The sequence below is a fragment of the Methanosphaera sp. BMS genome (assembly GCF_003268005.1).
GTDB lineage: Archaea > Methanobacteriota > Methanobacteria > Methanobacteriales > Methanobacteriaceae > Methanosphaera.
Genome location: NZ_CP014213.1, coordinates 2,296,092 through 2,309,428, shown reverse-complemented (window position 1 = coordinate 2,309,428; position 13,337 = coordinate 2,296,092). Strand labels below are relative to the sequence as shown.

The 13,337-nt window shown below is 32.1% G+C and carries 13 protein-coding genes; 6 read left to right on the top strand and 7 right to left on the bottom strand.

Annotated elements, in window-relative coordinates:
- Window positions 1–2: 2 nt before the first annotated feature.
- The 4 genes from AW729_RS08570 to AW729_RS08555 all read left to right on the top strand — a co-directional run bounded on the left by AW729_RS08570 (window position 3) and on the right by AW729_RS08555 (window position 3,538).
- A complete protein-coding gene (locus AW729_RS08570) occupies window positions 3–215 on the top strand; it encodes a hypothetical protein (RefSeq protein WP_112124724.1) in 213 nt (70 codons plus the stop codon).
- Between the two features lie 10 nt (window positions 216–225).
- Window positions 226–1,338, top strand: coding sequence for an AAA family ATPase (locus AW729_RS08565; protein WP_236951221.1), 1,113 nt, complete (start codon window positions 226–228; stop codon window positions 1,336–1,338).
- A 294-nt stretch (window positions 1,339–1,632) separates the two neighbouring features.
- Window positions 1,633–2,967, top strand: coding sequence for an NADP-specific glutamate dehydrogenase (gene gdhA / locus AW729_RS08560; RefSeq protein ID WP_112124722.1), 1,335 nt, complete (start codon window positions 1,633–1,635; stop codon window positions 2,965–2,967).
- Between the two features lie 163 nt (window positions 2,968–3,130).
- Complete coding sequence (locus tag AW729_RS08555) at window positions 3,131–3,538, top strand: PaaI family thioesterase (RefSeq protein WP_112124721.1); 408 nt, start codon at window positions 3,131–3,133, stop codon at window positions 3,536–3,538.
- A 185-nt stretch (window positions 3,539–3,723) separates the two neighbouring features.
- Here the strand turns inward: AW729_RS08555 and AW729_RS11780 are convergent, their stop codons facing one another.
- The gene (locus AW729_RS11780) at window positions 3,724–3,876 is read right to left on the bottom strand and encodes a HepT-like ribonuclease domain-containing protein (RefSeq protein ID WP_112124720.1); all 153 of its coding nucleotides are present in this window, start codon (window positions 3,874–3,876) and stop codon (window positions 3,724–3,726) included.
- Between the two features lie 170 nt (window positions 3,877–4,046).
- A complete protein-coding gene (locus AW729_RS08545; RefSeq protein WP_112124719.1) occupies window positions 4,047–4,337 on the bottom strand; it encodes a nucleotidyltransferase family protein in 291 nt (96 codons plus the stop codon).
- 749 nt (window positions 4,338–5,086) lie between these two features.
- Here AW729_RS08545 and hjc point away from each other — a divergent pair.
- Window positions 5,087–5,497 carry a Holliday junction resolvase Hjc gene (gene hjc, locus AW729_RS08540; protein WP_112124718.1) on the top strand — a complete coding sequence of 137 codons (411 nt, stop codon included), beginning with the start codon at window positions 5,087–5,089 and terminating at the stop codon, window positions 5,495–5,497.
- A 266-nt stretch (window positions 5,498–5,763) separates the two neighbouring features.
- Window positions 5,764–6,543, top strand: a complete 780-nt coding sequence (locus tag AW729_RS08535; protein WP_112124717.1) for an NAD(+)/NADH kinase — start codon at window positions 5,764–5,766, stop codon at window positions 6,541–6,543.
- Window positions 6,544–6,579: 36 nt separating this feature from the next.
- Here the strand turns inward: AW729_RS08535 and AW729_RS08530 are convergent, their stop codons facing one another.
- The 5 genes from AW729_RS08530 to AW729_RS08510 all read right to left on the bottom strand — a co-directional run bounded on the left by AW729_RS08530 (window position 6,580) and on the right by AW729_RS08510 (window position 13,083).
- A complete protein-coding gene (locus AW729_RS08530) occupies window positions 6,580–7,392 on the bottom strand; it encodes a dihydroorotate dehydrogenase electron transfer subunit (RefSeq protein ID WP_112124716.1) in 813 nt (270 codons plus the stop codon).
- Between the two features lie 12 nt (window positions 7,393–7,404).
- Window positions 7,405–8,325 carry a dihydroorotate dehydrogenase gene (locus AW729_RS08525; protein WP_112124715.1) on the bottom strand — a complete coding sequence of 307 codons (921 nt, stop codon included), beginning with the start codon at window positions 8,323–8,325 and terminating at the stop codon, window positions 7,405–7,407.
- 275 nt (window positions 8,326–8,600) lie between these two features.
- Window positions 8,601–8,969 (bottom strand): HEPN domain-containing protein, encoded by a 369-nt coding sequence (locus AW729_RS08520; protein WP_112124714.1) that lies wholly within the window; start codon window positions 8,967–8,969, stop codon window positions 8,601–8,603.
- Window positions 8,962–9,267 (bottom strand): nucleotidyltransferase domain-containing protein, encoded by a 306-nt coding sequence (locus tag AW729_RS08515; protein ID WP_112124713.1) that lies wholly within the window; start codon window positions 9,265–9,267, stop codon window positions 8,962–8,964. The genes AW729_RS08520 and AW729_RS08515 overlap by 8 nt, the downstream gene beginning before the upstream one ends.
- Before the next feature lie 852 nt (window positions 9,268–10,119).
- Window positions 10,120–13,083 carry an Ig-like domain-containing protein gene (locus AW729_RS08510; protein ID WP_162685872.1) on the bottom strand — a complete coding sequence of 988 codons (2,964 nt, stop codon included), beginning with the start codon at window positions 13,081–13,083 and terminating at the stop codon, window positions 10,120–10,122.
- Window positions 13,084–13,337: the final 254 nt, after the last annotated feature.

The following is a 13,337-nucleotide window of genomic DNA, read 5'->3' as shown; positions in this document are numbered from 1 at the left end:
ACATGACATTAACAGATGAATTATATTCCAAGATTAAGGATGACTTGTTTGGAGATTTTCCCGGTATTTCATCAATTACAAGAGAGGAAAATTCCATCATTATCAAGGCAGATAATGACACATTATGGGAAGTATTTGAAGTACTTTATAATGGTGTTGAAAACATAGAGTTTAATTTAGATAACGAAGAAGCAGATATTACTATTAATTTTTAGGAGTTAAATTGTGAGACAAGAGAATCCGTATAGAATAAATAATCAGGCCAGATATGAGGTAAGAAATGAGAAAAAGGAAGCGAAACTAATTATTTTAAAGGCGGTTGGTTATCCATTGGAAAGCAATTACCTTGAATCACCGGAGATAGAGGTTACAAATAAGGAATTATTTGATATTTATGCAACTGACCAATGGAATGGGTATAAGGTACATAAGTACCAGTACATATTTGACCAGAAACTGCTTCCGGACTTTGCATATCAGATTGTGGATGTAAGGCCGGATAACTCATACATTACAAACAACACTTCCTTTTTATTATTGCCTACTGAAAAGAAATCAATTGAAAGCATACAGAATCAGAAGTACGTGGTGGATGATGTTATAGGCCAACAAAAGGCTAAGGATAAGAGTAAGATTATTACAAAATATCTTGAAAATCCGGAAAAGTTCAAAAATTGGGCTCCTAAGAATATTTTATTTTATGGAATGCCTGGTACCGGTAAGACTATGCTTGCACAGGCATTGGCCAATGAATTGGATGTTCCCATCAAAATGATTAAGGCCACCAGTTTAATCGGAGATCATGTTGGTGATGGTTCAAAGCAGATTCATGAGTTGTATGAAGAAGCAAGAAACAACAAACCTACTGTGATATTTATCGATGAGATAGATGCCATTGGTTTGGAACGTAAGTATCAGAGTCTTAGGGGTGATGTTACAGAGATTGTAAATGCACTTCTTACTGAGATGGATGGTATCGAGGATAATGATTCCATTATTACAATCTGTGCCACAAATAATCCACAACTTCTTGATTATGCCATTAGAAGTCGTTTTGAAGAGGAGATTGAATTTACTTTACCGGGTAAAAAGGACAGGTTACTGATTCTTCAGACAAACATTGAAACTCTTCCTCTTGAAGCATCATTTGATGTGGACAATCTGGTTGATAAGACAGATGGCTTTTCAGGTAGGGATTTGAAGGAGAAAATACTTAAAACCGCTCTTCATAGGGCCATCAGCCAGTCTTGTGATGAAATTACTGAAGAGCATATTGATTATGCAATATGTGAGTCTAAAAAAGAGGTTAAGACCATTGAGGACAAGATGTTTGGTTAACTCCATATTTTTTCCATCCCCCCATTTTTTTTATTGAAAATTATGTCATTACCATTTTTTTTCAGGTATATCTATTATTTAATAGCATGCTGTTAATCATCATGGCCGCTTATTTTATTATCTAAAAATCACCATAGAAATTTAATTACAAATAAATTTAAATATAAGTTCAATCATATTATTATACGTTAGAACGGAAAATGATTTCCTTTATTATCGGAAGTATATTTCTGTTTATAATTTTCATAAATTAATCATATGAAAGTAAAACTAAAACAATGGAGAATAATAATTATGTCATATGTCGATGAAGTAATTGATAAAATTACACAAGAAAACCCAGGTGAACCTGAATTTCACCAAACATTAAATGAAGTATATAAATCAATAGAAGTAGTAGTAGATGCAAACGAAGCACAATACAGAAAAGATGCACTTCTAGAAAGATTAGCAAACCCTGAAAGACAAATAAAATTCAGAGTTCCATGGGTAGACGATCAAGGACAAGTACAAGTAAACACAGGATACCGTGTACAATTCAACAGTGCAATCGGTCCATACAAAGGAGGATTAAGATTCCACCCTTCCGTAAACATAGGTATTATCAAATTTTTAGGATTTGAACAAATATTCAAAAACTCACTTACTGGACTTCCAATAGGCGGAGGAAAAGGAGGATCAAACTTCGACCCTAAAGGTAAATCAGACCGTGAAGTAATGGCATTCTGTCAAAGTTTCATGAACGAATTATACAGACACATCGGACAAGACCAAGACGTACCTGCAGGAGACATAGGTGTAGGTGGTCGCGAAATAGGTTACCTATACGGACAATACAAAAGATTAACCAAACAATACGAAGGAGTATTAACAGGTAAAGGATTAACCTTCGGTGGTTCATTAGCAAGAACAGAAGCAACAGGATACGGATTATTATACTTCACAAATGAAGTGTTAAAAGCTAACGGAGAAAGCTTAGAAGGAAAAACCGTTACAGTATCCGGTTCAGGAAACGTGGCAACATACGCAATTGAAAAAGCACAACAATTAGGTGCAAAACCTGTAACAGCATCCGACTCAACCGGATGGGTATATGACCCAGATGGAATCGATGTAGCATTACTCAAAGACATAAAAGAAGTAAGAAGATTAAGAATGAGCGACTACGCTGCAGAAAGACCATCAGCTGAATACCATGAAGGTAAAGGAGTATGGACAATAGAAGCAGATGTAGCTCTACCATGTGCTACACAAAACGAAGTAGACATAGAAGATGCTAAAAATATACTTTCAAACAACTACTTCGCATTAGTAGAAGGAGCAAACATGCCTACAACACTTGAAGCAACAAAATACCTACAGGACAACGGAGTAGTATTCGGTCCTGCTAAAGCAGCAAACGCTGGTGGAGTAGCAGTATCAGCTCTTGAAATGAGTCAAAACTCAGAAAGATTACACTGGACCTTCGAAGAAGTTGACAACAAACTTGAAAACATCATGAAAAACATCTTCAAACAAATCGAAGACAGCTGTAACAAATATGAACAAGGAAACGATTATGTTGCAGGTGCTAACATAGCAGGATTCGAAAAAGTAGCAGAAGCTATGCAAGCACAAGGAATCGTATAGATTCCCCATTTCCTTTTTTTATTCATGACCCCCCGATATATATTGCAGACCTTTGACAAAAATGTCAATCCGCTTATTTTTAAATAACACCGCTATTATTTATATTATATAAATAAAAAAATAAGAAAAAATAATCCAAATACAACAACATGAAGGTGAAAAAATGGTCGTATATAATTCAACAGAAGAAGCACGAAAAGAATTCAAGAAAGATAAATTTGCAACTAACAATGGAGTCAAACTCGAAGAGTTAACAGAAGACTATTCCCTATGCAGCCTAGAATTGAATGACAACCATAAGAATGCTTATGGTGGAGTAATGGGTGGAGCCATATTTACACTGGCAGATTTTGCATTTGCAACACTATCCAATAACATTCACTCCTTGACTGTAGCCCAAAGCGTGAACATCACATACTTAAGTGCACCGAAGGGCAATAAGTTATTTGCAAAGGCTACATGTAGAAAAAATGGAAGAACCACAAGCATAATCAATGTGGACGTTTATGATGATACAGGACGTGACGTTGCATTATTTATAGGAACAGGATTTAAACTTGAAAAAAAATAACCAGTTGTTAGAACTATGACTCTATATCTAACCAACTTTTAAACTTTTTTTGATTAAACAGGGTTAAATGTTAAAAATAGATGTTAAATATCATAAAACCAATATTCAATAGAATAAAACCAATTAACGATTATAAACATATGAATCGCTCATTAAAAAAGATAGAAAAAATAGTTTTCATATAACTACAATAATTTTTGCAAATAATTCTTCAATTCAGGAATATCTCTTTTAATAACTTCCCAAACTAAATCATACATGATACCTTCATAATGGTGGGCATGAATAATTCTTAAGCCTATTAAGCCACTCCAATCTATTTGAGGATGTTCTTCCAAAAATTATGGAGACAATCTTTTAATATATTCGCCTATCTCAACAATCTCTAATCCACAAGCTGCTTGATAATGTTCATTAGTACTATACTCAATCCAATCATCAACAAAATAATCAACATGTCTTTGCAGTCTTTTACAATGATATAACAAATATTCCAAATTTTTTATCCTTATCGTTCATAGAGTAACACTTCTTCATTATGAATCCTATTTAAAAAATCTTTATTTGAAAAACCAGTTGTGATTAAATTAACTTTGCAATTAAAGGCATTTTCCAATTTATTTAATAATGAGAAATATTGTAAACCTACTAAATCACCTTTATCCATTATAAAATCCAAATCACTTTCATCAGTTGCTTTTCCTTTGGCATATGATCCAAAAAGACTTATTTTAGCAACTCCATACTCTTTAACTATTGGAATTACAATATCCCTAATTTCATCAATACTATATACCATGAAAATCCCTTGAAAATCTATTTAATAAATAATGATATGTCCAAGTAAATATTAATAGTTTTTATATTATTTATAGATTTAGAATACTACATGTAAAATCTGAAAAATTACGTATAACTACGATATTGATTTTTCAATTTCAATAAAAATCCATTTTCTGGATAGTTCCAAGACAATACTGTAAAAAGACATGAAAAAATCAACCAAATCCCATATTATATTTACTTTTTAAGACTTGGCATAAATTAATTCACAACAAAAAAAAGTTTTACTCTTAGATTTGTAAAAAAAATGGAAGAACCAAAAGTATAATCAATGTGGACGTTTATGATGATATAGGACGTGACGTTGCATTATTTATAGGAACAGGATTTAAACTGTGATAGTAAAAACTTGTCTTTTCAAGATAAATGATATACATGTGAAAGTTTAAAAACAAATATTTTTAATAATATACCATTTAAAATAAAGAACAATACTTTTATTTTTATAGTGTTATCCATAACAAGTGAAATAATAACTTGAAATTTTAAGTATAATGCAATCAAAATAAAATGAAATTTTCCCATTTATTTTCAAAATTTTTTTTGTCAAGTCATCCTAATTCAATCAGTATAACAATCGTTCCAAATGTTATAGAAAGATTTTGTTTTAAAAAGTTACTCTGGCATAAATCATGCATGTTTAAAATATAATTATACACCTTTAACATAATATAATAATAGACAATTATTAAGGAACAAAATAACATGAGCAAAAAAGGTTCTACTGAAGAAAGAGACTTGGTAAACAGATTATGGGATGCCGGTTTTGCAGCTATGAGGGCACCGGCCAGTGGTGGTGCTACCAAAAGACCCCTTCCGGACGTACTTGCAGGAAACGGCAAATTATATTTGGCAATAGAAGTAAAATCCACAAGACAAGAACACATCTATATAGATCAAGAAAAGATTGAGAATCTGATTGAATTTTCTAACATATTCGGTGCAACAGCATATGTTGGTGCTAAGTTTATTCGTAAAAAATGGAGATTTATCAAACTTGAAGATCTACATGTGACACGTAACGGAAACTATAGGGTAAACGTTGACTTGGCATTCAGCAAAGGTTTGGAATTTGATGAAATAATAGGTGAAAGTATCCAAACAAAGTTAATTTAACCACCTAATTTCTTTTTATACTATCTTTTAGAAAATTAAATTAAAAAAATGACAAATCATTGCAAAAATAAATGTTATAATTTATTAGTTATAAGTTATAAGTTATAACTTAGATGTTAGAACAAAAAGAAATCGGGAGAAGTGTTGCAAAAATAGGAATCTGAAAGATAATGCAAGCAAAAAATACATATCCCTATACCCATTCAAATAACCGATAGTCACATATTCAAAAGGATATATATCACAATTAAAACATAGATATTAATATGACGCTCTTTATAAATGTCGATAAATATAACAAAAAAGCCATCCGAACAAAAGAAAAACTAATCTCAATATGCAAGAGACATGACCTGAAAATCTGTGATAATCCAGAAGAGGCTAAGCTGATCTGTTCAATCGGTGGAGACGGCACATTCTTAAAATCCTCAAAACTAGCAACAGCTCCCCTTATAGGAATAAACTGTGGAACATTAGGATATCTTACAGATATAAATCCGGATGAAATTGACAAGGCAATAAATGACCTGATTAATAAGAAATACTTCATCGAAGAACGTATGATGTTAAAGGCAGAAATAATAAAAGAAAATGGAGAAATTATAGAAATTGAAGATGCATTAAATGAAATAGCAATATCAAAAAATAGCTTTGGAGTAGTACGTTTCGATACAATAGTTAATGGACGATTAATCAATTCATACACGGCTGATGGAATAATAGTCTGTACCCCTACAGGTTCAACGGCATATAACCTATCATGTGGAGGACCGATAGTTGATCCAACAGCATGCATATTAACAGTCACCCCCATAGCAGCCCACACACTACTAAATAGAAGCGTAGTATTCTCAGACGATGCACTGATAGAAATTAAAATTACAGAACTTAGAAATAACACCCAGGCATATGTATTAAGTGACGGCAATCCCTATGAAATAAGAACAAATGACACAATCCGCATCAGAAAATCGGATAAAATAACAAAAATAGTCAAACTTAACTGGCAAAGCTTTGTAGATACCATCCACCACAAAATCAAATAGAAAATGAATTATAATAAAAGATAAAAAAAGAGGAGATTAATAATCAACAATACTGCCCGATGCATCACGTCGATACTTACCGAACTCCGATAACATACCCAACTGCTTTTTATCAAAGACCGGTCCTTCAACACATACACGCCAGCCGGTATCATCCATACAACACTGACCACATATACCCAATCCACACTTCATATATCTGTCAAGTGCCAATTGACAGTCAATATCATACTTATCTGCCAGTTCATACAACTTATAGGACATTATCTCAGGTCCACAGCCTATAACTATATCATAGTCCCCCGTGGATAATAGCTCATCGGCCAGTTGCGTGCTGAAACCCTTATAACCACAGCTGCCATCATCAGTACACTCACGTACATCTATTTCCAGCTTATCAAATCTATCGACAAATACCAGTTCATCCTTGCAACTGGCAGCCGAGATAAACTCAACATTATCATAGAATGAGGCTATCGGTCCAAGACTTGCAACACCTGACCCTCCACCAACTGCCAATATCCTTTTATAACCGGACAGATCATATCCATGACCATATGGTCCACGAATTCCCAGATAATCCCCGACATCCACATTATCATACAGATTATTTGTAAACGGTCCCGCTTTACGGACGGTAATTCCCATGAGATTATTTTCTTTATCAATAATTGAAATGGTCATCGGCTTTTCATTGCTTAAATCCCATACCATTACAAATTGTCCAGGATGAATATCATCCGTAATTTCAAAGGGAAATATGAATGTCTTAACCGTTGGTGTTTCAATTATTGTTTCCTTAATTTTAACAACCTTTGGCACCTCATCATCATAAACGTTACTTATCACTTAAAACACCTCCTACTCTAATCTATGAGTTAATCCTATAATCTCACTTATACTATTATATCCTTCTTCTTCAAGAAATGCTTCCAAGTCCTGTGATATCTTACTGAATATCTCCGGTCCGTCATACATTATGGATGTACCTATCTGCAGCAGACTTGCACCTGCATAGAAAAATTCCAATGCATCCTTATAGTCACGTATTCCACCAACCCCAAATATTGGAATGTCCACAGTCTGATATGTCTTATAGACACACTTCAATGCTATCGGCTTTATCATTGGCCCTGCAATACCACCCAGTACATTGTTAAGTATTGGCCGGGACGTCTTATAGTCTATTCGAAGACCCGGACCCACACTGTTGATTAACGTAAGAGCATCAGCCCCCGCATTTTCTGCTGCTTTGGCTATTTCTGTAATATCAGTCACGTTAGGCGTTAGCTTTACAATTATAGGAGTGTCTTTTATTTCATCCTTGACTGCCTTGACGATGTCATATGTCATGTCCGGATTTTCACCAATATTTGATCCAAAGCCACACTTTGCATGAGGACATGAGACATTCAATTCAAAAGCATCAACATACTCCCTTGTACGCTTGGCCACTTCACAGAATACCTCTTCACTATCACCATATATTGATGCAACTACAGGTGTCTTATCACGAATATCCTCCAATTCAATTAGTTCCTTTGTTTTTTCCTCCACTCCAGGACTGGCAAGTCCAACGGAGTTAATTACTCCACCTTCAATCTTTACTATTGTCGGATTATCATAACCGTCATTAGCTTCAAGACTAAACGACTTTGTTACAATTCCCCCTGCTCCGGATTCAGCAACCATCCTCATACTACTAGCAGTAGTTCCGAGAATACCCGCTGCCAAAAAGAGGGGATTGGATAATTTCATACCAAGAATATCTGTTTTCAACATAATAATTAATCCTTAAAAAATATTTTCTTTATTATTAATTATTTATGTAAATGGTGGTTAATAGAATTTTTTAGTAAATCATAAAAAATCCGTAAGAGGGGTAAATTAAAGACAAAAAAAGATACAATGAATTTTTTAATTAAAAAACGAGTTTCATTTTACAAAATAATATTTTATAGTGAGAGATTTAGAGAGGTTGACTTTCCCTCTTCTTTCAGGAGCATAGTTGTCCTTTTTCAAACGTACATCTCAAGCAAATTTGTTAGCTAAAATGATTATAAAAACTTTTTTGATTCTTGAATAAAAATTATGGCACGATTATAAATAGTTTTTGCATCACTTTCATCCAATTCAGTAGTACAATCATAATCCGCTTGCTTCCTATAGGTTTTAGCTCGAGTGAGATATTTGTATACCGTTTTATCAAAACCTTTACCTTTTACAATATATTGACCAAAGAAACTTGTAACACCAGAATGTTTTGAAGTTTCAATACCTTCTTTAATAAGTAATGCTTTTGCTATTGAAAACATTGCATAATAAGAACTAGATATTGAACTTCGATATTTCTTTGCTTCAAGCAATATTAGACTAGATTCAATATGTTCCTGACTTAATTTAACATATCCCTCAACTTCATCCAATTACAACACCGTCCTTTAGAACATTTCTTAAAAAAGAATTACTTTTGGTTTTATTAAAATGTTCTGTAGTCATTAAATGAGCAGATATAAATTGATTTGTTTCTAAAATAACTTCAACTACCTCATCATCCACGTCATCTTGAATTTCATTTAAATTTGGTGATATAATTAATATATCTATATCAGAATCTTCCCCATCATCCCCACGTGCCACCGATCCAAACAATATAATTTGATTAATCTTATCCGATTTAATTCTTTTTGCAAAATTTTTGGCAATTTTAATCCTATTAAACATACTATCACCAAATATTAAATTATTATTTCTTATACTTTTTACTATGATTAATTCGATATTTATATTTATCATCTTAAATAAATAGAACATATTAGTTTGATTATATTAATTGTAAAATTATTAGAGAGTCAAAAAAAAGTTTTCCATGTCTTTTCCCGAAACTTTTATAAAAATAGATTATAATTTATCCTTAAATAACATAATACTCCTCTTTAATGGCTTTGTACGAACCAAATTCTGTTTCTATTGTATTAACCATCAGCAGCCTTTAATTAGCATTATATTATCCCAATATATAAGAATATGATTAGACATTTAACTCCCATACAATCCACAAATCCTGCTAGCAAAGAATGCTGTTTCAAGCAAAAATAACCCATAACTATGTTAATAACTCGCAAATAAAATAAAAAAATATTGTACTTAGATTAAAGGAGGAAAAACGATTGTTTATCACAACAAAAAAATATTTTCAAGATTTTTCCATTCTTGAAATCATTTACTTGATTAAACCCCCACACATATAAGCTAGAACCATTTCCAGTAAAAATATTATTGTTTCTATGATTTTGATTATCAGTCACATTGAATCATATTATTGTATTTAAATCTAACAAAACATTATACTTTTCTTTTCATGCTCCAAACATTTAATTAGCAGTATCTCTTCATAAGCAATAAAATTAATAATGTCTCCCATATGTTTAGCAAAAAACAACATACAAGACTTAAAAAAAAGAGTATTTCAAAAATCAAAGACAAAAAAACATTAATAAAAAAAAAAGGTAGGATAAAAATGTTTTATAATAAATAAAACGTTTCTCCTATTATATTTAAACAACAAATGCATGTTTATGCTGTGATTGTCAAGGTTTTGGTATCTTCCAGGCGTTCATAGTCTGGTGAGATAAATACGGCTGTGATGTTGTATGTGCCTGTGGTGTATTCTTCTGGTAATGTGTATTCTACTGTTACCTCGTTGTTTGATACTTTGGCATAGATTACTTTGCCGTTTGTGTCTTTTACTGTTTTTCCGTTTATTTTGAAGACTATTTTACCGGTGTTTATTGTGACGTCGGTGTTTATTGTTGCTTTGAGTGTGATTATAGCTCCGGCTTGAGTGGTTATGTCTTCTGTTGTGATTGTTGGTTCGGTTGTGGTTATTGTGATTTCTGTTTTTTCGCTTGACATTTTTTCAAGATCAGTTGATCCTGAGTATACGGCTTGTATGGTTGAACCTTCCTTCCATGATTCTGGTATTGGGTAGTTTTCTATTGTTGCCGTACCGTTTACTACTTTGGCGTAGATTACCTTACCGTTAGCATCTTTAAGTGTTTTACCATTTACTTTGAATGATATTTTTCCTTTGCTTATGTTTGTTGCTATTTCTTGTTCGTTTTCATCGCCATAGTATATACTTGCTGTGATTGTTGTGGTTTCACCTTGTGTGAATTCGGTTGTGTCTACTTTAAGTGTGTATTCTTTTGTTGGTTCTATTACTTCATTTACTTCTACTGTTATGGTGGTGGATGTATTTTTGCAGGTGTCATTTCCTTCAAATGCAAAGGTTATATTATGACTTCCACTTACTGTTGGAATATATGCATATGTGATTGTACCAAATTCATCAATGGTATTGATGGTTGCAATCAATTCGTTGTTATCATATACTTTGATGTCTTCGGCACCTGTTTCATCTTTACCTGCCTTGAATGCTCCACGAATAACTAATTGTTGTCCCACATCAATAGGAGTGCCATCATAGTTTAATTCGATGCTTGTAGGTATACGGGTATCAGCTTCAGATGCGGTATTGTTTTCCACTATATTGTTTTCGCCGGTTGCAGTTACTGCATCGTTACCTGTTTTGTCATTAGCGGATATTTTATTGTTTTTTACTATGTTGTCGTTTCCTGTGAGTTCTACTCCGTTTGCTGTTCCTGTTGTGGTTACTGTTATGTTGTTGTTTGTAATTGTATTGGTGTTACCCCCTATTTTTATTGCTATGAGTGTGGATTCACCATTCATATTAATTATATTATTAATACAAGTTACATTATTGGAATTGTGGTTTAAAGTAGAATTTACATCCCCATATATTCCTATAATATAAGGATTATCACCAACATTATACTTTTCTTCAATGTTAATTATATTGTTTAATATTTTAGTATTCTCTGCATTGTTACTTATTACTGCAAATGAGCTAGCTGGACATTTAACATTAATTGTTGAATTTTGAAGAATTATATTACCCAAATTATTTGATTTAGTTGTTCCAAAGACTGTGTTAATTGTTCCATATTCACAGTTTAAGGTAATATTTAAATTATCAAACTCAATATAACAACCAGACATACCAAAATCTTGGCAAGCAACTGGTTGTATATTGTCAGTTTCATCTTCTAAGTCATAAACTAAATTAAAATTGGATATGGAACAATGTGTTCCAACAACATAAAAACCAACGTTATTTAATGTAAGATTATTCTTCCCAACTATTGAAAAGTGACTGTCCATATATTGACCATAAACTGGAAGCATTAAATAAAATAATTTACCTTTTTCTGGGAAATAACCTAATTTAAATCTTGTATTTCCAGTAATGTGTGTACCAAGAGGTAACCATGCCTCACCTTGTTCTTGATAACGGAAGTATTTTAAAAAAGTTTCTTCATCATCAATATCAATTTCTTCATACTCTATTCCCTCTGTTACACTTGAGGTTTTTACTGAACGTAAATAGTTTTTATCTAAATTACTATTTCTTGAACCATGAAAATACCAGGAAATATTTGGATCTGTTGGATAATTAGTAAAAATATTATCTCTACAAACATAAACTGGGTATGCAGAAATTACTAATGTATTAATCCTATTTCCACATAAATCACAATTTGCACCAATTACATATACTGTTGAGTTTTCTGCGTTATTATTTTTGAAGTTTACATTATTTTTTAGTATAACATCTGATCGGAATATGTTGTTTGTAACGTTAGAGTATTCATTTATTGTTACTGTGTCATTGAATATATTGTCCTTAACGTTTGAGTATTTTTTAATTGTTACTGTACCATTAAATTGGTTGTCTATTATGTCAGAGTTTTGATTTATTGTTGCTGTTTTGTAGAATATGTTGTTTTTTACGGTTGAATTTTTTGCTATGGTTACTGTTCCTGTGAATGTGTTTCCTGCTACAAGACTACATTGTGCTCCACTAAATGATGCACCGTTGTTTAATGTGTTGTTATAGAATTCTATATCATTAGCTCCTTTTACAAATATTTGTGTATTATAAAATTGCATATTACTTATTCTGGAACCTGATGCTCCACTTGTAAAGTTTATAGAAGTCCAACGTGGTATAATAGTATTTTCATAACCGTTACTGGTATTTAAGTCAATGGTATTATTATTGTCACTGGTTAATGTTATAAGAATATTAATAATGTATGACTGTTCATTTTTTGTTATATCAGTATTGATTTTAATTGTTTTACCAGTATATTCACTTTTAATTTGATGTATATTTGTAGACACATCCTCAAATAAATCATCAAACTGTGTACTTGTAGTTACAAGTACAGGGTCATTTTCATCGTTTTTAACCGTTTTACTTTCTTTAACTATTTTTTGATTATTATCTTCCCTTACACTTGCAACTGTCTGTGTTTGAACATTACTTGTATCTACTTCAACTGTATCAGCTACATCAGAGTTAACACTGGCAGTGTCATTAGTATCTGCTGCTACTGCTACACTCATACAAAAAACAAGTAATGCCATGAAGATAACTATATGTTTCTTACTCAACATGTGTTTTTTATTCCTCCATTTTTTGTGGTAATTATTATATGTTCATGTAAAAACTTCATGAAACATAATTATTATTAGAACAATAACCTGACTTCATAATTATTTACTCTAGAATAACAGTTATTCTAGAATATATTTCTAGGAAATTCCGGTTAAAGTTTCTAATGCATATAACTTAATAAGACTAACGTAACAATAAATTGATTGAATCCAATAAAAAAAAGGACAGAACCTTTTTGGTTATTTGCAGC

What these genes read in the sequence shown, in the direction of transcription:
- AW729_RS08555 (WP_112124721.1), top strand. Translation starts at nt 3,131, where the DNA reads ATGGTCGTATATAATTCAACAGAAGAAGCACGAAAAGAATTCAAGAAA.
- hjc (WP_112124718.1), top strand. Translation starts at nt 5,087, where the DNA reads ATGAGCAAAAAAGGTTCTACTGAAGAAAGAGACTTGGTAAACAGATTA.
- AW729_RS08515 (WP_112124713.1), bottom strand. Translation starts at nt 9,267, where the DNA reads ATGTTTAATAGGATTAAAATTGCCAAAAATTTTGCAAAAAGAATTAAA.
- AW729_RS08570 (WP_112124724.1), top strand. Translation starts at nt 3, where the DNA reads ATGACATTAACAGATGAATTATATTCCAAGATTAAGGATGACTTGTTT.
- AW729_RS08545 (WP_112124719.1), bottom strand. Translation starts at nt 4,337, where the DNA reads ATGGTATATAGTATTGATGAAATTAGGGATATTGTAATTCCAATAGTT.
- gdhA (WP_112124722.1), top strand. Translation starts at nt 1,633, where the DNA reads ATGTCATATGTCGATGAAGTAATTGATAAAATTACACAAGAAAACCCA.
- AW729_RS08535 (WP_112124717.1), top strand. Translation starts at nt 5,764, where the DNA reads ATGACGCTCTTTATAAATGTCGATAAATATAACAAAAAAGCCATCCGA.
- AW729_RS08525 (WP_112124715.1), bottom strand. Translation starts at nt 8,325, where the DNA reads ATGTTGAAAACAGATATTCTTGGTATGAAATTATCCAATCCCCTCTTT.